The 22957-nt window shown below is 40.5% G+C and carries 20 protein-coding genes; 18 read left to right on the top strand and 2 right to left on the bottom strand.

Annotated features, from left to right (window positions below; translation table 11 throughout):
• Window positions 1-5: 5 nt before the first annotated feature.
• Window positions 6-254, bottom strand: a complete 249-nt coding sequence (locus NP165_RS16275; protein ID WP_257086800.1) for an Lpp/OprI family alanine-zipper lipoprotein — start codon at window positions 252-254, stop codon at window positions 6-8.
• Between the two features lie 357 nt (window positions 255-611).
• On the opposite strand from NP165_RS16275, the gene NP165_RS16270 reads away from it, so the two are divergent.
• Window positions 612-1955 (top strand): DEAD/DEAH box helicase, encoded by a 1344-nt coding sequence (locus tag NP165_RS16270; RefSeq protein ID WP_257086799.1) that lies wholly within the window; start codon window positions 612-614, stop codon window positions 1953-1955.
• 98 nt (window positions 1956-2053) lie between these two features.
• On the opposite strand, the gene NP165_RS16265 is transcribed toward NP165_RS16270, so the two are convergent.
• A complete protein-coding gene (locus tag NP165_RS16265) occupies window positions 2054-3697 on the bottom strand; it encodes a methyl-accepting chemotaxis protein (RefSeq protein ID WP_257086798.1) in 1644 nt (547 codons plus the stop codon).
• Between the two features lie 362 nt (window positions 3698-4059).
• On the opposite strand from NP165_RS16265, the gene NP165_RS16260 reads away from it, so the two are divergent.
• The 17 genes from NP165_RS16260 to NP165_RS16180 all read left to right on the top strand — a co-directional run bounded on the left by NP165_RS16260 (window position 4060) and on the right by NP165_RS16180 (window position 22952).
• Window positions 4060-4881 (top strand): phosphate ABC transporter substrate-binding protein, encoded by an 822-nt coding sequence (locus NP165_RS16260; RefSeq protein WP_257086797.1) that lies wholly within the window; start codon window positions 4060-4062, stop codon window positions 4879-4881.
• Between the two features lie 94 nt (window positions 4882-4975).
• A complete protein-coding gene (pstC, locus tag NP165_RS16255; RefSeq protein ID WP_257086796.1) occupies window positions 4976-5914 on the top strand; it encodes a phosphate ABC transporter permease subunit PstC in 939 nt (312 codons plus the stop codon).
• Between the two features lie 20 nt (window positions 5915-5934).
• On the top strand, window positions 5935-6798 hold the full coding sequence (pstA, locus tag NP165_RS16250; protein ID WP_257086795.1) for a phosphate ABC transporter permease PstA: 864 nt from the start codon (window positions 5935-5937) through the stop codon (window positions 6796-6798).
• 48 nt (window positions 6799-6846) lie between these two features.
• Window positions 6847-7596 carry a phosphate ABC transporter ATP-binding protein PstB gene (gene pstB, locus NP165_RS16245; RefSeq protein WP_257086794.1) on the top strand — a complete coding sequence of 250 codons (750 nt, stop codon included), beginning with the start codon at window positions 6847-6849 and terminating at the stop codon, window positions 7594-7596.
• Between the two features lie 463 nt (window positions 7597-8059).
• Entirely contained in the window at window positions 8060-9460 is a 1401-nt protein-coding gene (locus NP165_RS16240; RefSeq protein ID WP_257086793.1) for an undecaprenyl-phosphate glucose phosphotransferase, read from the top strand.
• Between the two features lie 10 nt (window positions 9461-9470).
• Window positions 9471-10727, top strand: coding sequence for an outer membrane beta-barrel protein (locus NP165_RS16235; RefSeq protein WP_257086792.1), 1257 nt, complete (start codon window positions 9471-9473; stop codon window positions 10725-10727).
• A gap of 54 nt (window positions 10728-10781) precedes the next feature.
• Complete coding sequence (locus NP165_RS16230) at window positions 10782-11282, top strand: polysaccharide biosynthesis/export family protein (RefSeq protein WP_257086845.1); 501 nt, start codon at window positions 10782-10784, stop codon at window positions 11280-11282.
• A 36-nt stretch (window positions 11283-11318) separates the two neighbouring features.
• Entirely contained in the window at window positions 11319-13547 is a 2229-nt protein-coding gene (locus NP165_RS16225) for a GumC family protein (protein WP_257086791.1), read from the top strand.
• Between the two features lie 3 nt (window positions 13548-13550).
• A complete protein-coding gene (gene wecB / locus NP165_RS16220; protein WP_257086790.1) occupies window positions 13551-14693 on the top strand; it encodes a non-hydrolyzing UDP-N-acetylglucosamine 2-epimerase in 1143 nt (380 codons plus the stop codon).
• Window positions 14694-14770: 77 nt separating this feature from the next.
• Window positions 14771-16021 carry a UDP-N-acetyl-D-mannosamine dehydrogenase gene (gene wecC, locus NP165_RS16215; RefSeq protein ID WP_257086789.1) on the top strand — a complete coding sequence of 417 codons (1251 nt, stop codon included), beginning with the start codon at window positions 14771-14773 and terminating at the stop codon, window positions 16019-16021.
• 364 nt (window positions 16022-16385) lie between these two features.
• Window positions 16386-17318 carry an O-antigen ligase family protein gene (locus NP165_RS16210; protein ID WP_257086788.1) on the top strand — a complete coding sequence of 311 codons (933 nt, stop codon included), beginning with the start codon at window positions 16386-16388 and terminating at the stop codon, window positions 17316-17318.
• The gene (locus tag NP165_RS16205) at window positions 17311-18642 is read left to right on the top strand and encodes a flippase (RefSeq protein WP_257086787.1); all 1332 of its coding nucleotides are present in this window, start codon (window positions 17311-17313) and stop codon (window positions 18640-18642) included. The genes NP165_RS16210 and NP165_RS16205 overlap by 8 nt, the downstream gene beginning before the upstream one ends.
• A complete protein-coding gene (locus NP165_RS16200; RefSeq protein ID WP_257086786.1) occupies window positions 18639-19565 on the top strand; it encodes a glycosyltransferase family 2 protein in 927 nt (308 codons plus the stop codon). Before NP165_RS16205 ends, NP165_RS16200 begins: the two co-directional genes overlap by 4 nt.
• On the top strand, window positions 19562-20668 hold the full coding sequence (locus NP165_RS16195) for a glycosyltransferase (RefSeq protein WP_257086785.1): 1107 nt from the start codon (window positions 19562-19564) through the stop codon (window positions 20666-20668). Before NP165_RS16200 ends, NP165_RS16195 begins: the two co-directional genes overlap by 4 nt.
• Window positions 20655-21227 carry a serine O-acetyltransferase gene (locus NP165_RS16190; protein ID WP_257086784.1) on the top strand — a complete coding sequence of 191 codons (573 nt, stop codon included), beginning with the start codon at window positions 20655-20657 and terminating at the stop codon, window positions 21225-21227. Before NP165_RS16195 ends, NP165_RS16190 begins: the two co-directional genes overlap by 14 nt.
• Window positions 21212-22240 (top strand): glycosyltransferase family 4 protein, encoded by a 1029-nt coding sequence (locus NP165_RS16185; protein ID WP_257086783.1) that lies wholly within the window; start codon window positions 21212-21214, stop codon window positions 22238-22240. The genes NP165_RS16190 and NP165_RS16185 overlap by 16 nt, the downstream gene beginning before the upstream one ends.
• Window positions 22227-22952, top strand: coding sequence for a heparin lyase I family protein (locus tag NP165_RS16180; RefSeq protein WP_257086782.1), 726 nt, complete (start codon window positions 22227-22229; stop codon window positions 22950-22952). The genes NP165_RS16185 and NP165_RS16180 overlap by 14 nt, the downstream gene beginning before the upstream one ends.
• Window positions 22953-22957 lie beyond the last annotated feature (5 nt).

The following is a 22957-nucleotide window of genomic DNA, read 5'->3' as shown; positions in this document are numbered from 1 at the left end:
CATAATTACTTAGTGTAAGACTGAGCAATGTTGTCGATGCGCTCGTTAGCGCGTGCTGCTTCTTCTTGAGCTGACATTGCTGCGTCTGCAGTACGACGAACGTCAGAACGTAGAGATTGCATGTCTTGGCTTAGCTGGCTAACTTGGTTGCTAAGCTCGTCCATTTTTGCTGTTGTTGCTTCGTCTGGACCTGACGCACAACCTGCTAGTAGAAGTACAGAAGACGTTGCAGCTGCGATCAACATTTTGTTCATAATCGAACTCCTTGCTTTTATTTAGTATCAATAGTGATGCTTACGTTAACGTTGCCCTACACATTATTATCGTATAGTGACTCGTTCAGTGTAGTGCGTATTTTATTTTACCAAAAGGTTGAAAAAGTCAAAAAAACCCAAGAATTTAGATAATTATCAAATTAATTGAGCTATGTCTCACAGAAGAGAAACGGAATGACAAAGGCTAAATGAGAAAGTGCAAGCCCTAAAATGACAGCAAGTAATATTTTCTGTGATCACTATCCACTTTGAGCAAATCTGGGTATCATACGCTGTTAATTTAATTTTCATGTGTTGGATGGTACACCGTGGCCTTTCTGATACATTGTATTTCAGATGGAGAATACCTTGCACTTCAAAGATTTAGGCTTAGACAATCGCTTACTCAAGAACCTAAAGCATTTCGACTTTAAGAAAGCGACAGAGATTCAACAAAAAGCAATCCCAGTCGTGATTGCTGGTAAAGATCTGCTGGCGTCCTCAAAGACTGGATCAGGTAAAACACTAGCTTTTGTTCTTCCTATGCTGCATAAGTCGTTAAAGAACAAGGCATTCTCTGCGAAAGATCCTCGTGGCATTATCCTCGCGCCTACGCGTGAGCTTGCAAAGCAAGTTTACGGTGAGCTGCGCTCTATGCTTGGTGGGTTATCTTATGAAGCGACGCTGATTGTAGGTGGCGAAAACTTTAATGATCAGGTTAAAGCGCTACGTCGTTATCCAAAATTTATCGTTGCTACGCCAGGACGCTTGGCGGATCACTTAGAGCACCGTTCGCTATTTCTTGATGGTTTAGAGACATTGATTCTAGATGAAGCCGATCGCATGTTGGATCTTGGTTTTGCTCCAGAGCTTCGCCGTATCCATAAAGCAGCGAAGCATCGCCGCCGTCAAACGTTAATGTTCTCAGCGACGCTTGATCACGCTGAAGTCAACGAAATTGCATTTGAAATGCTGGAAGCGCCTAAACGCATTGCTGTGGGTGTGTCAAATGAAGAACATAAAGACATCACACAGAAATTTTATTTATGTGACCATTTAGATCATAAAGAAGCCATCCTGGAACGTGTTCTGGAAGAGGCGGTTTATAAGCAGCTGATTATTTTTACCGCGACTCGCGACGATACGGACCGTTTGACACAAAAGCTGAACGATCAAAAATTAAAAGCGATTGCTCTAAGTGGTAATCTAAATCAGACTCAGCGTAATACCATCATGAGTCAATTCGAGCGCGGTGTGTTTAAAATTTTGGTGACAACAGATGTTGCTTCGCGTGGTTTGGATATTGCCAATGTTACTCACGTGATTAACTTTGATATGCCTAAACATACTGAAGAATATGTTCATCGAGTCGGTCGTACTGGCCGTGCTGGTAATAAAGGTGATGCGATCTCTTTAGTTGGCCCTAAAGACTGGGATAGTTTTAAGCGTGTTGAAGCGTACTTACAACAGGACATTCAATTCTCTGAATTGGAAGGATTAAAAGGTAAGTTTAAAGGCCTTAAGCCGCGTAAACCTGACTTCCGAGCTAAGTCTAAGTCAGATACGAAAGCTAAATCACAAGCTAAGAAAGTGACGAAGAAACCAGCCAAACGCGATAAAGGTTTTTACCAAAATGTGGCGGTGGGTGATTCGGTATTTATTCCGAAAAAGAAAGTCGCGCCTAAAACTGACGACGAATAAAAACATTAAGGGGTTGCACAGCGCAACCCCTTATTCATTAATACCGTAAATAACTATATTGTAGAGAGCGACATCGTAAAGAACTATACCTTAAAGAACTATACCTTAAAGAACCCTAGCTGCTGTTTTTGATTTTCAGCCAGGCTAGAGAGCTCTTGGCTGGCAGCCGCGGCTTGAGTTATACCTGTCACGTTTTGGCTAACCAGTTCATAGATATTGCTAAGATTGTTATTTACATCTGCCGTGACTTGTCCTTGCTCTTCCGATGCTACAGCGACTTGCTCGTTGATTGTGTTAAGTTCAGAAATAGTATGGCTAATGTTGTTTAGCGCTTCACTGACTCGATTAGCTTGCTCTTGATTGCGCGCAAGCATGTCTAAACTGGAATTCATGCTTTCATTCGCTGTTCCTGAATGTAGTTGTAGCTCTTCAATAATGGCTTGGATTTCCTTTGTGGATTGCTGGGTCCGCGCCGCTAACATACGTACTTCATCAGCTACCACGGCAAACCCTCTACCACTTTCACCAGCTCGAGCGGCTTCGATGGCAGCATTTAAAGCCAAAAGATTGGTTTGTTCCGAAATCCCCTCTATGACTTCTATGACGTTACCTATCTTTTCTGACTGTTCTTTTAACAATGTCACTACACCCGCAGCCTCAGACAGTTTCTGAGCCATTTGCTCGCTCGCACGAGTGTTTTGTTCGAAGACGATTAAACTGTCGTGAGCCAGTTCTTTGGCCTGAGCTGAAGCAGCGTCTGCTTGGTTCGCGCGTTGAGTTACCTCTGACGCGGTACTCTCCATTTGATTGATGGCGGAAGCGACCTGCTCGACTTCATTTCTTTCTTGGTCAGAATTTGCAGAAGATTGAGTCATGACAGCTGCAAGTTCTGTTGAGGCGGAAGCGACGTCTACACTGATGCGGACCATGGAATCAACGGTATTTCTGAGCTGTTTTACCGTAGCGTTGAAATCTCGAGATAAAGCGGTAATTTCGTTGTTGCCTTCTTCTGCTACCTCTATTTTTAGATTACCAGTCGCGAGCTCTCTCATTGCGTCTTGCATCGATTTGATCGGCTTTACAATGACTCCGGCAAGTACCCAGCTTATTCCAATCGCTAAAATGAGTACTACGATCAGTCCTAAAATTGTGTGAAACATCACTTGAGAATGGTGTTGCTGGTTTTGCTCAATTTCAATGAGCGTAAGTGTATTGAGTTTGGACGATAAATCTTCAATCGCATTGGTCATTGTGTCGCCTTTTTCGCGATACAAGGCGGCAGCTTGTGCATACTTGTTTGTAAACGCTTGATCGGTTTCGTCTGAGGAATGTTTTTGAATAAGAAGAGGAGACATGATGTTAATAGAGTAACTGACATAAGCATTCATTGCAGTTCTCAGTGCATTAACTTCAGGGCTAAGTCCAGGCACGGTCTCTAAAGAATTGAGTAACTCAAAGTTGAGTTCTTTTTTCTGTAAGAGTGCGCTAGACAGTTCCTTTAAGTCTTCTGCTCGGAATAAACTATAAATGGCTTTAATACGCATCCCATATGTATTGTCGATGATTTTTGTTAAATCGTCCTTGTGGCTAATCACCTCCTCCGTGGATAGACTGACTTGGTTAAACGCGTTGTTGAGAGTTGTCGTGCTGAAGCTAATGCCCGAAGCTAAAAGGAGCAATGTGAACACGACCGGGATGACAACCTGAAGTTTAATGGATAAGCCACTAAGTAGTTGGCGCATAGAGTTTCCTCTTCAAAAAAAGTAATAAATAAAATTATTATTATTATCAATAGAGTATTAATTCTAATCCTATGTGTGGGGAATTCAATGCTGATAAATCTGTAGTGAGTCGCATTATTTGAAATGTTGGTAACCATAAAAATTGTTACATTTCATTGCCTTATGTGGTGTGTTGCACTGTAATTCTGTTCATCCAATCGTTGTGCTAACTATAGTGTAATTACTTGATAATCCGTTAGTAAGCGATTGCATGTGTCATATAGGCTTCAACTAAGTGAAACACAACTGTCACATTTAGATCCTAAAGTGAGCACCGTTCAAGTGAAACGAAACGGCAATAAAGCCACTCAAAGGAAATTGTGATGAAAAAGACAGTTATCGGTGCAATCGCACTTCTAGGCGCAATGGCAGTGACTTCAGTTTCTGCTAAAGAAACGATCTCTGCAGTAGGTTCTAGCAGCGTTACTCCACTGATGGAAGTTTTCTCTGAAACATACATGAAAAAGAACCCAGAAGTATTTATCGAAGTTCAAGGCCCAGGATCTTCAGCGGGTGTTAAAGCTGCAAAAAATGGTTCTGCAAATCTAGGTATGTCTTCTCGTAATCTAAAAGACTCAGAAAAAGAACCTACGCTTATTGAAGAAGCGGTGGCACGCGATGGAATCGCTGTTGTTGTTAACCCAAAGAACGATCTAAAAGGTCTGACTGCTGATCAAGTATCTGCAATTTACAAAGGCGAAATCACAAACTGGAAAGATGTTGGTGGTGCAGACAAGCCAATCGTTGCTGTTACTCGTGATACAGCGTCTGGTACTCGTGGCGCTTTTGAAGACATCATGTCTCTAAAAATGGAAGTTTCTGGTAAGAAGGTATCTGCAATTTCTCAACGTGCTCAGGTTGCAAACGGTAACGGCGCTCTGAAAACTATGGTTGCATCTAACCCTTACGCAATCGGCTACATCTCTCTAGGTACGGTGGACAATACGGTTCACGCGCTAGCGATTGATGGTGTAGAAGCTAAGGTCGATAACGTTAAGAACGGTTCTTACAAAGTAGCACGTCCTTTCCTAGTGCTATACAAGAAAGGCGAACCATCTGCTGAAACTCAGAAATTCCTAGACTGGATGCTAACTGACGAAGCACAAGCTATCGTAGCGAGCCACGGCTACATTACAGTTAACTAATTTAACTCAAATTTCTAACTTGCTCAGCCTGCTTTTGGGCTGAGCCTTTTCTTAACTTCCTAACGAGAAAGTCTCGGTAGATAGGTTAAACATAATGACCATCGCAACAAATAGTGAAAAGCTTATGAATAGTGAAGCTGAAGTAACTCGAGTTTCTAAACCGCGTTTGCGTACGAAAAAACGAGTGGATTGGAAAGAACGCATCTTCCATGCTTTGTTTCTTACTAGTGCAGTAATCGGCATTGTTTCTCTGTCAGTTATTGCTTATTTCATTGTCAGAGAGTCTATCCCAGCGTTTGAAGAAGCGGGTATTACTGGAATTGTATTAGGCCAAAACTGGTTGCCACCGGCGCTCTACGGCGTTGCAACCATGATTGTCGCATCTGTTGTATCAACATTTGGCGCAGTCGTTGTTGGCGTTCCAGTGGGAGTACTCACGGCTATTTTTATCGCAGAGATTGCTCCGAAACGCGTGGCTGATGTTATCAGACCTGCTGTAGAACTGTTGGCTGGTATTCCCTCAGTTGTTTACGGATTCTTTGGTCTTGTGATTATCGTTCCTCTGATCCAAGAGGTCTTTGATGTGCCTGCGGGTAACACAATCTTGGCCGGGATCATCGTTCTTGGAGTCATGATTCTTCCGACGGTTATTACCGTTTCAGAAACCTCAATTCGCGCCGTGCCCCGTACATACAAAGAAGGTTCTTTAGCGTTAGGTGCCTCTAAGATCTACACCATTTTCAAACTACTCGTTCCTGCGGCACGTTCAGGCATTATGACCGGCGTTATTTTAGGCATTGGTCGTGCACTGGGTGAAACAATGGCGATCATCATGGTGATGGGTAACGCACCTGCCATGCCACAAGGTATTCTGGATTCAGCTCGAACGCTGACCGCCAACATCGCAATTGAGATGTCGTACGCGAGTGGTGTACACGCCAATGCGCTATACGCAACAGGCGTGGTACTGCTGGTGTTTATCATGATGCTGAACGCGGCATTACTTTACCTTAATCGCGAAAAAGCGAAGTAAGTGAAGGAAAGGTGACGAATATGGATCGCGCAAAACTAAAACAATCTCGTGAGATTAAAGATAAGATTCTAAACGGCTTTATTTGGGGGGCGGCCGCTCTAACAGTAGGCTTCCTGTTCTGGATTATCTGGTACATCTTATCTAACGGGCTTCAACACGTAGATTGGAACTTTATTACCGACAATTATACGCGTACTGGCGAAGAGCACGGCATCTTCCCTATGATTGTCTCTACTATTTATATGGTGATTGCTTCTATTTCGGTTGCTGCACCACTTGGAATTATGACGGCTATTTACCTTACCGAATATGCAAAAGTTGGTAGCCGTTTAGTGAAAGTTATTCGATTCTGTACTGAATCTCTGGCTGGTATTCCGTCGATTATCTTCGGTTTGTTTGGTATGACTTTCTTTGTAGCAATACTAGGCTTAGGCTTCTCGATTCTTTCGGGTGCATTAACCTTAAGTATTCTGATTCTTCCTGTCATCATCCGTACGACAGAAGAAGCATTAATGGCAGTGCCACAAACGTACCGTGAAGGTTCATATGGTTTGGGCGCGTCAAAAATCTATACTATCTGGCGTTTGATCTTGCCAAGTGCAATGCCAGGTATCTTAACTTCGGTCATTCTTAGTATTGGTCGTGTAATCGGTGAATCTGCTCCTGTATTCCTTACCGCGGGTATGGTGGCACGTATTCCAGAATCTTTAATGGATTCAGGACGTACCTTGACGGTTCACTTATACAAGCTAACAACCGAGCTATTCACTGTTGAAGAGTGGAACCAAGCTTACGGTACAGCGACTGTCCTGATTGTGGTGGTACTTTTAATCAACACGATCACAAAACTTATCGCTAGTCGTTTTAACACAGCGACCTACTAATAGTTATTGCAAGAATTACACGAATTAAGACTTATAGAGATTGAAGAAATGAACAAATTTGATATTGAAAACCTAGATCTGTTTTATGGTGAAAACCAAGCCCTAAAATCAATCAATTTACCGATTCCTACACGACAAGTTACGGCATTGATTGGGCCATCTGGTTGTGGAAAATCAACGCTCCTACGTTGCTTGAATCGAATGAATGATCTCATTGAAGGTGTGAAAATCACAGGCCAATTGAATATGGACGGTGAGAACATCTATGGCAATGTTGATGTGGCAGATTTACGAATCAAGGTGGGCATGGTGTTCCAAAAGCCAAACCCGTTCCCGATGAGCATATACGAGAACGTAGCGTATGGTTTGCGTGCTCAAGGCATAAAAGACAAAAAACATATTGATGAGGTCGTAGAGCGTTCACTTCGTGGTGCAGCGCTTTGGGATGAAGTAAAAGACCGTCTTAAGTCACACGCGTTTGGTTTATCTGGTGGTCAGCAACAGCGTCTGTGTATCGCGCGTACGATTGCAATGGAGCCAGATGTCATTCTGATGGATGAGCCAACATCCGCACTCGATCCAATCGCGACACACAAAATTGAAGAGCTTATGGAAGAGCTCAAGAAAGATTATACGATTGTTATCGTGACTCACTCTATGCAGCAGGCTCGCCGTATTTCAGACCGTACAGCGTTTTTCCTCATGGGAGAGTTGGTTGAGCACAATGAGACTCAAACAATCTTTAATGAACCGAAAGATGACCGTACAAAAGGTTATGTAAACGGCGACTTTGGTTAATTATAAACTAATCATTTACTGGTATTATCACTATAATAATAAGCGATGGTATTTGCCCCTCTTTTAGAGGGGCTTTTTTTGTTTTAAAAACGATAACTTTCCATTTCATCAATATAAAAATAAACCTTTTCCTGAATAGTAATAACAGTTTTCTAAATTGTTTTTATTACCTTCCTCTTAGATATTTAGTTTTAAATCATTAGCTTGTGATAGTTGTATTTTTTATAGGTAAGTTTAGTGCGAGCGATATCACTGGTGTTTTTTATATGAGACGTATTGCATTCTTATTTGTAGGATAGTGAATAATAAGTCAAACAATAGAGTTTTTTTTTCGTCGAAAAATATTCAGACTACTACCTCCTTAACCGGGACACTTTTTATATAAATATCATTGACATTGTTATTAGCGCATTGGGGGCTCAACCCAAGGGCGGTAGCGTACCTAAACGAAGGAACCAAGGTAATGAGAGATGTTGGGATAATTAAAACCCATGGTGAAGAACATATCCTTATCTATCGAATGGTAGATATAACTCTTATCTTACTTGGCTTTATTTCGATAATTGCCTTTTACGTGGGAAGTTGGGATCACTACTATTTATTGGCATTAACAGTCGCTATTTTAGCTTACAGTGTGATAGCTGAGTTAGCAGGTGTATATAACTCTACATACTACTCTTCTTTACGACAAACCGTTGGCCCTATTCTTTTTTGTTGGACATGCAGTATTGGCGTGTTGTTGTGTCTAGCGTTCGCTTTTAAAGTCACTAGCCACTTTTCAAGAGTCGCAATCGGCGCTTGGCTGATATATGTTCCGTCCGCGTTACTTTTCTATCGATTAGTATTTGGTCGTCTTTCGAACTTGTTAGGTAGCAACTCGTATAAGAAAAAAAGCATCATAATCGGAGCGACGAGTGCTGGTTTATCATTGGCTCGCGAAATTCAATCCAATAAGCATTTAGGTTTAAAGTTAGTAGGTCTGTTTGATGACCGTTCTATGGACCGCCTCCCTGCGTTTCCTAATTCAATCCCAATTCGTGGTTCAATTAATGACGCGTTACATATGGCGAAAGAGCGAGACTTTAGGCATGTGTATGTTGCGCTTCCGATGCAAGCTTCTGAGCGAATCAAAGAAATCATTGACTATTTCTCTGACAGTACGGCACGAGTTTACATCGTACCGGATTTCTTCACGTATGATCTTATTCAGTCTCGCTGGCGTAACGTCGGCCAAGTGCCTACTTTAAGCGTACGTGATACGCCTTTTTATGGACTCACTACTTTTGTAAAACGTCTAGAAGACATTGTCGTATCTTCAATTATTTTGACATTAATCAGCCCGCTGCTTTTGGCGGTGTCTATAGGTGTAAAGCTTTCTTCTCCTGGTCCCATTATTTTCAAGCAGTATCGATACGGTATAGATGGAAAGAAAATAAAAGTTTGGAAATTTCGTTCGATGAAAGTTATGGACAACGGAAATGTTGTTAAGCAAGCGACAAAGAATGATCCAAGAGTCACTAAGTTTGGAAGCTTTATTCGCCGAACTTCTTTAGATGAATTACCACAATTTATTAATGTTCTCCAAGGGCGTATGTCGATTGTTGGTCCTAGGCCTCATGCGATTGCTCACAATGAAGAATATAGAAAAATAGTGAACAAATACATGCTTCGGCACAAAGTCAAACCGGGAATCACAGGGTGGGCACAAATTAATGGCTACCGAGGAGAAACGGATACGTTATACAAGATGGAAAAACGAGTTGAGTACGATTTGACATATATCCGAAACTGGTCACTTTGGCTGGATATTAAAATTATATTTCTTACGGTCTTTAAAGGCTTTGCAGGAAAAAATACTTACTAAAGGATTAGAGATGAACAAACCACAGTTGTCTATATTAGCCGTGTTACTGACTTCTTGTTTCCATTCAGCCCAAGCTTCAGAGAGCAACGGTTATATAACGGAATCAGGTCTAAAGTTGGTGCCAATTCTAGACTCGAGATTTGAGTACAATGACAATATAGGTCGTTATTCTGACGCTAAGGCCCCAGAATCTTCATCGGTTTTTGTGTTAGAGCCAGGCATTAGTGTTGAGTCTGATAGGGGAGGTAATCAATACAGTGTTGCTTATCAGCTGTCATCTGGAACATATCTGGATAGCAGTGATGATAACTATATTGACCATACTCTATCTACAAATAACTTTATTCGATTAAATTCCAGAAACGGGGTAGCGCTTAATTATAGCTATCAATACTCGCATGAAGAACGTGGTACAGGCCTTCTTGCAGGTGATGAGCTATCAACAGCTACTGATGAACCAGTTAAATTCGCTATACATAATGTCAATGGCACATATGTCTATGGCTCAGAACAAGCCAAAGGGCGCGTCGAATTAACTCTGGGCTATGAAGATCGAGAGTACAAAAACTATAGAGACACCCAATTGCCAGGCATTGGAAGAGTGAGCACCAAACACAAAGATCATCGTGAACTTAGTGGCGCTCTTGCTTTCTATTACCGAGTAATGCCGGCAACTAGTCTGATTTTTGAGGTTGATACGATTGAACGAAGATATGACCTCAATGATCCGATTACTGATTTGTCACAAGACAGCGTGGATATCTTCTATTTACTTGGTGCAACTTGGGAAGCGACTGGAAAGACGACAGGTAAATTAAGGTTAGGTTTACAAGATAAATCTTATGATGAATCAACAAAGGAAGACTTCCAAGGTTTCAGCTGGGATCTTGATGTAATTTGGAAGCCTGTAAAACATTCAACCGTTACCTTGTCCGGAGCTCAGCGAGCCAGAGATAGCGATCAGGGAACGGTATATTACGTAGATGAAAAGAGTTTGTATGCTGGATGGAAGCACTATTGGCTAAACAATTTTTATAGCAACCTAAGCGTTCAGTTGAGAGATGATGATTACTCGAATTCACAACGTTTTGGTCAGCAATTGAAACGTGACGACGAGCTATTTAAAAGTGGTATAAACTTTGGTTACGAAATATTTGAGCATGCAGATATTAGTTTAGGTTGGAATTACGAGAACAATGACTCTTCATTGGAAAGTAATAACTATAAGCAAAATGTAATGTTTATCTCAGCAAATGCTAACTTCTAATGTTTTAAAATTTCGAGAATTAAAATGCGAAACATACTCTCCATTTATATTTTTATGAAGCTTATTTTTGTTAGTGGCTACTCTTATGCATTTGAAGATACCTATAAATTAGGTGCCGGAGATAAGATTCAAATCTCTGTGTATGGGGAAGAGAACTTATCTATTGAAGAGTTACATATCAACAATAGTGGTAAGTTTGATTATCCATATCTTGGCCAGTTAACGGTTATAAATAAAACCCCAGAACAACTTAAGAGTGAAATAACAAAAGGGCTAAAAGGTGATTATCTTATCTCACCGAAAGTTCGTGTAACCATTATCGGCTTCAGAAGTATCTATGTTAATGGAGAAGTTAAGAAGCCGGGAGGTTATGAATATCAGCCCGGTCTTACAGTCGATAAAGCCATTGCATTAGCAGGTGGATTTACAGATAGAGCTGCCAAAAATAAAGTTTATGTTACTCAATCAGGTCAAGATGATAAGAAGTCTCGAGTTAAACTGTCGTCAAGGGTAAAACCTGGCGACATTATTATGATCGATGAGAGCTTTTTCTAACGTCACTCCCTAAAACTGTTAGCACGGATACCAACCATGTTAAGTCAATCCCACTCGGGTTTGCCTAATCAAGAAAGAATTATTGATCTAGGCTATTACTACCATTTAATTAAAAATAGGTGGTTTTATATTTCGGCATTTACTTTATTGTGTACTGCAATATCAGTATTGTTCGTTATGTCTATCACACCTTCGTACAAAGCAACGGCAACTTTATTAATAGAGTCTTCACAGAAGAAAGCGATTTCTATTGAAGAAGTCGTTGGTATTGATACGCGCGCTAAAGAGTACTATCAAACTCAATTCGAAATTTTGAAATCAAACAATGTTGCGCAGCGTGTTATTGATAAGCTTCAATTAACGAGCGTTGCTGAGTTTAATCCGGCTGTCTCAGATGCACCACCAACAATTGTTGATGAATTAAAACAAACGATCAAACAGCTTCCGCTAATGCAAGCTCTTTACCCAAAGAAAGAGCCGATTCAATTAGACGCTCAAGCTGAACAAGAAGCGTTAAACAGAAGGGTTTTACAAGTATTCAAATCCAAACTAACAATATCTCCAATTCGAAAAACTCAACTTGTTCATATCAGTTTTGAATCTAGTGACCCTAAACTCGCCGCCGATATTGCTAATGCTGTTGGCCAAGCATTTATAGAAAACAATTTGGAATCTAAGTTGCTGGCAACAGAGCAAGCGACGAGTTGGATTAACCAGAGGTTGGCTGAGCTGAAGGGTAAACTGGATGCTTCAGAGCAAGCATTGCTGAGTTTTTTGCAAGAGCAAGAGTTGATTGATGATAGCGGCATTGTCGCGTTAACCAGTTCAGAGCTGTCTAACTTAACTGACCGAATCGCTAAAGCGACAGAAAAAAGAATAGAAACTCAGTCTCTATTTAATGCTTTAAAGGGTCATAGATCAGCTGATGCTGCTACGTTGGCTTCAATGTCATTGATTTCAAACCACCCACAGATTCGAGATATTCGGCTTGCAGAATCGCAGGCAGAGAAAGTAGTCAGTGAGTTGTCAAAACGTTATGGCCCTAAGCACGATAGAATGATCCAGGCACAGGCACAGTTAGATTCTATCCAGCGCCGCGCAAACACGATTGTCAGAAAGCTCGTAAATGGCATAGAAAAAGAGCTTGCCAGTGCGGTCAACCAAGAACAACTGTTAAAGGCGGAGTTGGTTGAAAAGAAAGGGGAGTTCCAATCTCTAAGTGTTGTGAAGCGAGAATATGATGCGCTAAAACGGGAAGTGGATACCAACGCAAAACTCTACGACTTGTTTTTAACACGCCAGAAAGAGACGTCCGCAACCAGTGACTTTAGTGCTGCCAATGCGCGATTTAGTGACCACGCATTTACACCAAAAGATCCAAGCAAGCCGAATAAACGCCTTATTGTTATATTGGTATTCATTGCAAGTCTTGGTTTTGCCATTGTCGTTTCTATCTTATTAGACGCATTAAATAACACCATAGAGTCAAGCCGAGACTTTGAAAATAAGCTTGGTCTGTTACCAACAGGCAGTATTCCTGCTCTTAAGGATAAGCAATACAAGAAAGCTCCAATTGATTTCAAGGTGTTTAACAATAGCAAATTTGCGGCATTCCAAGAGTCAGTTGATTCTATCAGAACTTCGCTTCTGCTTAGTTTGCATCACTCCAACCGAAAGCTCTTAGCTATCTCATCGTCGGTGCCAGGAGAAGGGAAAACGACCACCTCGGTTAACCTTGCCCTTTCGTTTGCCAAACTCGAAAAAGTATTGCTCATTGACTGTGACTTGAGAAAACCTTCGTTGGCTGGGAGATTCTCTCGCCCGCATAGCCATCCAGGAGTGGTTAATCATCTACTTATGAACACGCCTTTAGAAGAGTGTATTACAAAAGTAGAAGGTACAAATTTGGACCTATTGCCGGCTGGTATGGTGGCCCCCGATCCTCAAGAACTTCTCAGTAGTCAAGCGTTCAAGGACTTAATTGCCAAGCTAGAGCAGCAATACGACAAAATTATTATTGATACCCCTCCAGTGCTACCTGTCAAAGATGCTTTTATTGTCGGAAAGATCACGGAAGGGATTATTTTAGTTCTTAAGGCAAACAGCACAACTAAATCTGTTTACAGACATACCATGACATTATTTACCAAGCATCAAATATCCATTGATGGTGTGGTACTCAATCAGGTTCCTGTACCCAAAGCAGGTAAACATTCATATACAGAATACGCTACTTATGCGTACGGTAGTAAAGGTCAGGGATAAGCTATGAATTCAAATATTAAAGTTTTATCAGTATTTGGTACGAGGCCAGAAGCCATCAAAATGGCTCCTTTGGTAAAAGCGCTTGAATCAGATGAACATATTGAAGCAAAAATATGTGTTACTGGTCAGCACCGACAAATGCTTGATCAGGTTTTAGACTTGTTTGAAATCAGTCCTGATTATGACCTGAATATTATGAAGCAGGGACAGACATTAAATGATGTCACCAGTCGTATCTTAACTGGACTCAAACCTATTTTAGAATCCTTCAAACCGGACATGGTTTTAGTTCATGGTGATACAGCGACGACGTTATCTGCTAGTTTAGCTGCTTATTACCAGCAAGTTAAAGTGGGGCATGTGGAAGCAGGCTTACGTACGCAGAACATTTATTCTCCTTGGCCAGAAGAAGGAAATAGAAAGCTCACGGGTACATTAGCAGCGTTGCATTTCGCTCCTACAAGAACTTCTGCGGAAAACCTTAAACGAGAAAATATTGAATCTGGTGTTCACATTACGGGAAACAGTGTTATTGATGCATTGTTACTTGTAAAAGATAAATTGGAAAATGATCAAAGTTTATCTGACCATTACTCCCAACAATTCAATTATCTTGATTTCGATAAAAAGTTGATACTTGTTACAGGTCACCGCCGAGAAAGTTTTGGTGATGGATTTGAGAATATCTGTAACGCATTGAGAGAGATAGCCTGTAATCATCCAGACAGTCAGATTGTCTATCCTGTCCACTTAAACCCAAATGTACGAGAGCCTGTTGGACGTTTACTTGAAGGTGTTTCAAACGTTTTCTTAATAGAACCTCAAGAATATCTTCCTTTTGTCTATCTGATGAATCGAGCGCATATCATCTTGACTGATTCAGGAGGGATTCAAGAAGAGGCTCCTTCACTAGGTAAGCCTGTTTTGGTAATGCGTGAAACGACTGAGCGACCTGAGGCAGTTGAGGCAGGTACGGTTAAGTTGGTTGGAACAGATAAAGAAATAATTGTGAGAGAAGTAGAAACCTTGCTTTGTAGCGAAACCGCGTACAAGGAAATGAGCTTAGCCCACAATCCTTACGGCGATGGCAAAACATGTGAACGTATCACTCACATTATTAAAGAGTACATCTCCGCTACTCATTAAAAAATACCTCATGTCAGTCTAGCCAAGCGTGAGTGTTCCTATTTTTATAATTTAATACTTTTAGTCAGGATAGTTTTATGTCTTTTAATACAGTGTCAGTTGTTGGCTTAGGCTATATAGGTCTGCCTACAGCGGCAGTCGTCGCATCTCGTGGAATAAAAGTGATCGGCGTTGATGTTAATCAACATGCAGTAGATACGATTAACGCGGGTAATATACATATTGTTGAACCAGATTTAGATATCGTTGTTAGGGGTGTGGTAGCAACAGGCAATTTAAGAGCGACGACCAGTGTCGAAAAAGCGGACGCATTTATGGTCGCTGTACCGACCCCGTTTTTACATAGTGAATCGGGTGAGCATAAAGCGGATCTTTCGTATATAGAAGCAGCAGCGAAAGCTATTGCACCGAAACTAGAAAAGGGTAATTTGGTTGTTCTTGAATCTACATCTCCTGTTGGTGCAACGGAAAAAATGGCGAATTGGCTGAAATCAGCTCGACCTGATTTAACGTTCCCACAAGATGTAGGTGATGCTGCAGACATTAAAATAGCGCACTGCCCTGAGCGTGTACTTCCTGGGTATGTTTTACAAGAGTTGGTTTCGAATGACCGTGTTGTTGGAGGCTTGTCGGCTGCATGTAGCGCGCGAGCAATAGAGTTGTACCAAACATTCGTTCGTGGCGAGTGTATTGTTACCAACGCGCGCACTGCGGAAATGGCTAAGCTAACAGAAAACTCCTTTCGAGATGTGAACATCGCGTTTGCGAATGAGCTTTCGATCATCTGTGAGAAATTGAAGATAAACGTATGGGAGCTAGTGAAACTGGCGAACCGTCATCCACGTGTAAACATTCTAAACCCAGGCCCAGGTGTCGGTGGTCACTGCATTGCGGTTGACCCTTGGTTTATTGTTGATAGTGCACCAGATGAAGCAAAGTTAATTCGCCAAGCGCGTTTAATTAACGATGCCAAGCCTTATCACGTCATTGAACAAGTTGAAAAAGCGGCAAATGAGTTTAAGCGCCCAGTTATCGCGTGTCTTGGACTAGCGTTTAAAGCGGATATTGATGACCTACGTGAAAGCCCAGCATTGCAGATAGTTGAAGAGTTAGCAGAGCGCGAAATTGGTGAACTTATTGCCGTTGAACCAAACGTTAACGGCTTGCCAGAAAACTTAGCTAAGAAAAATGTTGGCTTCGAAACACTCGACGCAGCGCTTGAACGCGCTAACGTTATTGTTGTATTAGTCGACCACAGACAATTCAAGCTCGCGGATAAGTCCGAATTTGCTCGTAAGGTCGTTATTGATACACGTGGACTCGTTTAACTCTAGTTTAGCGTTAACGTCTAAAACAGTAAGAGCCAAGTTAAACTTGGCTCTTATGTCTCCAAAACTTACCAGCATATACACAGATAGAATGGACTTTGAAAGAATAAATACTGACAATTTAGTCAAAGGCGTTTTATTAATATCTCTGATATTTCTTTTTGTGGGCCACAACCTTTTTGATAGAAAGGTTTTATTCGCGACTTTACTCATCTATCTCTTGTTTTGTATTAAGTTCATCCCAATCATTATCAAACAGGTGATGAGCAACTATCAGTTAGCTATAGTCCTCATCTGGTGTTTCGTAAGTGTTTTATGGTCGTCTTGGGGGCATAAGAGTCTCGAAGAAGCCATTATTCAAACGATGATGTTTCTGAGTGGGGTGCTGATTGCTTTTACGTTCAGTATAAGCACACTTCTAAAAACGCTTACCATTACGGCTTACGTTGTGGTTAGCATTAACTTCCTTTCGTTGCTTGTGCTCGGGGGAAACGCATTTGGTGAGGCAGGTATGGTTGGTTTCTACAACCATAAAAACAACTTTGGTTTAGTCATGAGTTTGAGCCTGTTGATCTGTTGCTATGACTTCCTAGTTAACAGACGAAAGCTGTCGATAATGTTTTCAGTGATGTCGCTGCTGTTGCTTTTACTTTCTATGTCAAAAACGTCGATAGCGCTGTTTTTTATATGTTCAATGGCGAGCATTGTTGCGTATAGGCTAGGTGGAGGTAGCAAGTTTGCTCTAGTAGTTCCAATCAAGATTACATCATTCTTATTGCTTCTCTTTGCATTTTTGATGGCGGTGCTATACCGATTTGAAGTCCTCGATTATCTCTATTACTCAATGGATGAAGAGTTATTGACCGGTCGCGGGAAGCTGTGGCTTACCATGTTGCTACACGCAGAAAACAATACTATTTATGGTTTTGGCTTTAATGCTGTTTGGGGTAAAGGTGAGCTTTCTGAAATCTATTACACCGATCTCTTTACAGATAACCCACTATGGGTGGAGTCGTTAGCGGCATCCGACGGTGGATACATTGACCTTATCGTTTCCATCGGATTAGTCGGACTGTTTCTATTCACGTTTTACATTGTAAATACGGGAATAAACATCTTTTGTTTAATAAGAGAAAGGGGCTTTGCCTTACTCTTTTCCATTTTTTTGTTTATCACCCTACATAACATAACAGAAACAACATTTTTATTTTCCACTAACCTGCTGTGGTATTTGTTTATTTTGGTGTCCTGTATTTCCGCCAATAAGTTATATAGAGAACATAATCTGAATGTCTAAAGTCTATAATTTAAAAAAAGCAGCTTGGTACGCAACTGAAAACATAACAAAAGTAGCATTTGGATTAGTTAGTGTAATTGTAGTGGCAAGAATGTTTGGACCTGAAAATTTAGGTAAACTGAGCTACATTCAAGCACTCTCTGCGACGGTCTCATTCCTGGTTGTCCTTGGACTAGATCATATTGTTGTAAGAGATACTGCGAAAGACCCAAGAAACTTTAGCTATCTGTTGACCGTGTTTGTCATGCAAACTTTGGGTTGGGTGATCTACTCTCTTGCTGTGTATGCGGTACTTTTGATTTCAAGCGAAGGTCACGTTGATTACGATATTTTCGTCATCTATATAGCGGTTTCACTGACGACGTATTTTGCTCGAGCCACTGTGCTTAGGCTTTACTTTCAAGCGATCAACCAGCCAAGGAAGCTTGGCGAATCAGCCTTAATCTCTAGGTTTGTTGCACTGGCTTACTTGGCAATTGCGATATGGATGGATCTGGAGTACTACTGGGTTATCTTATTTATTCCAGTGCAAGCAGCAATCCAATTCCTATTGCTTTTGGGGGCTTTTTTGCGGTCGGCAGAGCCTTCTTTATTTAAAGGTGTACGCCTAGATTTGGATAGGGCAAAAATACTACTAAGAGAGGCCATTCCACTGATTGGCTCGTCTATTTTATTTCCAATCTTTATGCAAGCTGACATTTTAATTATTTCACACCTGCTGGATAAGACCAGCGTTGGTATTTACAGTTCTGCTGCCAAGTTAGTTATGCAACTAGTATTTCTTGGTCATATCATCACGATGACATTCTATCTTTCACTATCAAATTTGTACTTTGATAAGAATGAAAATTTTGATGATTTTATTCGTGGCCTCACGATCATTCTTATCGTTATTTCTTTGGCTCTTTCTTCAGGCGTAAGTATTTTTTCAGACGATATTATCTACATGCTGTATGGAGATAAGTATCAGGGTGCTGGTGATGTGTTATCGATCTCTGTTTGGTGCTGGGTGTTTATCTTTCCAGCGGCACTGTATTCGAGGTTGCTGATCATTAAAGGATTAGGTAAGTACGAATTTATTAAATCCGCTGTTGTCGCAGTATTCAGTGTGTCGATGAATTTTTTACTTATTCCAAAGTTCGGCATTGAGGGGGCAGCAGTCGTATCTGTACTGTCTTATTTTATGGCCGACTTTTTACTTTATATGTTTTTTAAAGAAACGAGAGGGATATTCTTTTACGGTTGTTATGGATTTTGGAATATTTTTATTAGACCAAAACAGGCATACAGTTTAGCCATGTACACATTAGGAACTAAATCATGAAGTTACTAACGATAGTGATGCCTGTATATAATGTTGAAGATTATATAAAACAAGCACTAGATTCATACTTTGACCAAGAAGATGATAGAGTCGAGATAATCGTTGTAGATGATGGTTCTCCAGATCAAAGCTATGACATTGTAATCAATAATTATCAAAAAAAAATATCTTCTGGAGCATTGAAGCTACTTAGACAAGAAAACGGTGGTGTCAGCAGTGCAAGAAATTTAGCTTTGGACCATGCAACTGGAGAATACATAACCTTTTTTGATTCTGATGATGTATTACTCAATGGTTATATTGAAAATGTCTTATCGGTAGTTCACGATCATAACCCAGATGTCATTGAGTTTGGCTTTAAAACGTTTTACCACGATAAGCCTGTAGATGGCTCTCCCGCTAAGTTTGTTTATCAAAAATTTGGGATGAATGAGGTAAGTAATGTTCGTGAGTCCATTTATTCCCGCTCAGTTTGGTACCCTTGGTTGAGGATCATAAAACGTGATTTTTTTGGTAGTGATAAATTTCCAGAAGGCGTGAAATTTTGTGAGGATTTAATGCTATTCACTAGAATTTATCAGAAAGTTCAATCGATTTATCATATAGATAAAGCACTTTACGGTTATAGACTTAATCAAAGTGGTGCGACATTTAATATCAAGCCTGATTATTTTTACAACTTGTTATCATTCTATCAATCTCTAGACAATGTTGATGAACGTTATATGGACTACTTGAAAATCAACATTGCATATCTATTATATCGTTGTCAAAACGGAACCAAAGTTCCAAATGAAATTCGTTCGGAATTTTTTAGGCTATTTTTTCGTTATATTTTCGATAGAAATGTCTCACATAGAAAGAAGGTTATTCTTGGTTTCCCAAATACGCATAGAATCATAAAAAGGTGGTTTAAAAAGTGAAAATTGTTTTCCGTATATCCAAGTTAGGATTTGGTGGGGCTGAGCAGGTATTTCTCTCTTTGGCGCGAGAGTTTAAGAGAATAGAAGGTACAGCGATCTGTTTCGTAGTGGATCGATTGGGCAGTGAAAATGTAGCAACTGCTATAGAAGCAGGTCATAGAGTACATTGCCTTAATGCCTCAAGAACGATGAACTCTATTATTCCTTTCAGCAGTTTTTTAAAATCAGAGCAACCAGATATCATCATTTCAGCTTATACGGATACGAATGCAGCAACTCTGTTGTCTGCGTTAATAGCTGGACAAACTTCGCGCGTGATAGTGACGGAACATGCTTCCCTCACAGAGCATTGGAGAAAAAAAAGTAATCTTAAAAAAATGATCCTAAAATTTTATGTTTCGCATATTTATAAACTGTCCCAATCCGTTATATGTGTATCGAAAGGTTTGTCTGGTCAAGTTAGCCAACTTATGGGGAGTGATAAGAAAGTATCCACAATATATAATCCGGTGCGCTTTACTCAATCTGATGTTTCTAAAGAATTCAGCAATGAACACAAAATAGTTAAACTCGTTGCTGTTGGGCGTATTACGGAACAAAAAGATTATCCTACTTTAATTCGTGCTTTGGCTAAGCTAACTGAATCCAATTCGTTCCACTTAACAATTGTTGGTGGCATATTTTGTAAAAGGGAGTTTGAGTCAGTGAACCTATTGATTCAAACCCTTAACCTGCAAGAAAAAGTGACATTTTCTGGTTACACCGACAAAGTTGAAGAGTACTACCGTGATGCTGACATCTTCGTATTGAGTTCAGCTTGGGAAGGATTTGGCAATGTCATTGTCGAGGCCATGTCTTTTGGTTTGCCTATCGTTTCTACAAACTGTAATTACGGGCCAGCGGAAATTCTAGAAAACGGTAAGTATGGAAGACTTGTGGATGTAGGTGATAGTGATGCTTTAGCAGACGCTATTCTTGAAGAGTTGCAATATCCCTTGGTGGCTAGGGAAGCGTTGATCACACGATCCAAAGATTTCTCAGAGAAAGAGATTGCTGATCAATACTTCACAGCAATCAACGAGGTTATCCATGCAAGAGCATAGTTTATCTTATTTAGTTAAATCGGACTTATATCGACAAAACGGTTCAGTTAGCCTCAAGATTTTTTTAAGAGATCTGTGTTTTCGCAAGGGGTTCAAGTTTGTATTTTGGATGAGATTGGCAAAGCATTTTGACTCGAATCCTATCCTTAGAATTCTGCCTAAGCTTATGTTTATGTATTACAAGAGAGCTTATACCTCTGATGTCAATTATCGAGCCAATGTTGGCCCTGGCTTTTCGATGTACCACGTGTTTGCAACGTCTTGGGGACAAAACGTTACTATTGGTAGCAATGCGACAATTGTTCATTGCGTAACAATTGCAGGTAAGAACAATCAATTCCCCACTATAAAAGACAATGTATACATTGGTACAGGAGCGGTTATTTTAGGTGGCATAACTATAGGTAACAATGCGGTTGTAGGTGCAAATGCAGTGGTCACCAAAGATGTGCCTGATAACGCAATCGTAGTTGGTAATCCTGGAAAGATTATTTCTTATAATGGTTCCTCATCTTCTCAACGTCATATCTGGAAATTTGATTCATGCAACAACACATAGTGTCCGTTGGCACAGCGGCACCGGGTGGAATAGATTCGGTAATTAAAGGTTATGAAGAAAATGGCTTATTTGATTCTTCTAAGCACACTCGGCTTATAACACACCGTGGCAGAAATAAGCTTGAAGATCTTGGTTTATTTATTTCTGGTATTTTTCGATTATTGTGGTTGTCGATTAGAAATTCTAAGTTAGTTCTTCATTGCCATATGTCGTATAAAGGCAGCTTCTGGCGTAAATTGACGTTTGTAATGATTGCGAAAATATTCTCAAACTCCACCATCGTCCATTTACACGGTTCTGAGTTTAAACAGTATTTCTCTACTCGTGGAAAGTTAACCCAGAAGTTGATTATCTGGTTAATTAACAACGTCGATGCATTTGTCACACTTTCCGATGGATGGAAAGAGTATGTGAAAGAAATATCAGGTAGAGATGTTTCGGTCATCAATAATTATGTAGATGTTATCGAGTTAGAGCCCAGTAAAAACGCTCAAGATATTCTTTTTCTTGGCGCATTTATTCAGCGCAAAGGCATCTACGACTTACTCAATGCATGCGCACAAATGCGCTGTGATTACCATTTACACCTGTGTGGTGCAGGTGAAGACGACAAAGTGGATGCATTGATTACGGAGTTAAACCTAAAGAACAAAGTCACAGTACACGGTTGGGTGGATAAACAAAAGAAAAGTGAATTACTGCATTCGTGCAGTGTGATGATATTACCTGCATACAATGAAGGTTTACCTATGACGTTGATCGAGTCTATGGGTAGCCAGATTCCAGTCATCACTACACCTGTTGGTGCAATTCCTGAAGTCATTCAAGATGGATATTCTGGTTACTTGGTTGAACCGGGCAATGTCACACAGATCCGAGATAAGCTTGAATTCGTATTATCCAAACCAAAAGAATTGGAGAGTGTAACCGCCCAAGCTTTTACTATTTATCAAGCTAACTTCACTTCTCAAGTGATTCTTCCAAAGTGGCGAGAGATTTATGATAGGTGTTAAGAGAAATGCCATTAACTACTTGTTGGCTAGTCTGTGTTTTATTTTTCCTCATGTTTTAAATGCAAGCACAACGCAGCAACAAATTGAAAATATCGCAAATTCACTGAATGCTCAAGGGCTTATGCAGTTTATGAGACTCGAGGCGGTGTATGATAAAACAATTATCCCTCTGGATAATAAACTTAAGTTTGTGATTAGAGAGTGCCAGGACGAAATACATAACGGATTACGTTCAGAGCTCACCGTGAATTACCCTTTTAATGCGGGAGACAAAGTCACTTATGAATATCAATTGTATATTCCAAGATATTTTTCCTCTGATCCTCAAGGTCGCTGGTTTGTCCTTACTCAGTGGCATGATCAACCCGATCCTGCACTGGGTGAAACCTGGGAAGGCTTCCCTGGTCGAAGTCCTTTAGTTTCCCTTTACTCGGCGCCGGACTCGAAATTTGGCGTAACTTATAATGGTGATAGTACGATACTGCCTTTTCATTTGGGTATGTGGAATACCTTGAAGTTTGAATTCTTGTGGTCAGAGGGAGATGAAGGAAAGTTGGCAGTGCATGTCAATGGAGTTGAATTTAATTTCTCTGGTAAGAATATGCACAACAACTATCAGCATTATCTGAAGATAGGGATGTATCGTCATCGGGATATTGAAAATAAGAATGAGATCTTATTTAGAAACCTCAAGATAACTACTGTGGAATAAGGTTA

The sequence above is a fragment of the Vibrio japonicus genome, assembly GCF_024582835.1.
Classification (GTDB): domain Bacteria; phylum Pseudomonadota; class Gammaproteobacteria; order Enterobacterales; family Vibrionaceae; genus Vibrio; species Vibrio japonicus.
This window is presented reverse-complemented; position numbering and strand designations above follow the sequence as displayed.